1 protein-coding gene is annotated in these 571 nt (G+C 64.3%); it reads right to left on the bottom strand.

Going from position 1 to position 571, the window contains the following annotated elements; translation table 11 throughout:
* Window positions 1-522 (bottom strand): helix-turn-helix domain-containing protein (locus MKW15_RS24245; RefSeq protein ID WP_240862960.1); only part of this gene is annotated, 522 nt, incomplete at its 3' end.
* Window positions 523-571 lie beyond the last annotated feature (49 nt).

The following is a 571-nucleotide window of genomic DNA, read 5'->3' as shown; positions in this document are numbered from 1 at the left end:
ATCAGAGACCAGTGTGAGGAACTTGTAGTGCTTGCGCCAGGAGATCTCGTCGACGCCGATGTCGACCAGACCGGTGAAGCGCTCCGGAGTGAGTTTGTCCGCGGCGATGCGCCCACACATCGCACCCACAGTGCGCCAGGTGATGCGACAGAACGTCGCTGTGGTGGTCTTGTCGCACTTGGTGGCCAGCCACACCACGAGGTCCTCGAAGTCGCGGGTGAACCCCGATCCCGGACGGGCGAAATCGACCGCCTCGGCGTGCACACCATGCTCGGGACACCGCAGCCGGCGCCGCCGCACCGTGAGCATGCAGATACGTCCGCCCAGGTCCAGATGCCGCCACGAGGAATCCGCATCGCGCGTGTCATAGCGGTGAGCAGTGGTGTACGAGCAGTACGGGCACTGGGCCAGACGACGCCGCAACCGCACCGCCACCACCACCCGGTCATCGGTGATCTCCACATCGCGCACCGTGATACTCGGCAGGCACAGCAGACGGTTCAGTAGGGTTGTAGCGCGCACGGGTCAGCTCCCAAGGTTGGTTGTGTAGGAGCTTTCAACCCTACGAGCG

Source organism: Gordonia gummivorans, assembly GCF_022513585.1.
Lineage (GTDB): Bacteria > Actinomycetota > Actinomycetes > Mycobacteriales > Mycobacteriaceae > Gordonia.
The sequence above is the reverse complement of the archived record's forward strand: the minus strand, read 5'-3'. Positions and strand labels throughout refer to the sequence as shown.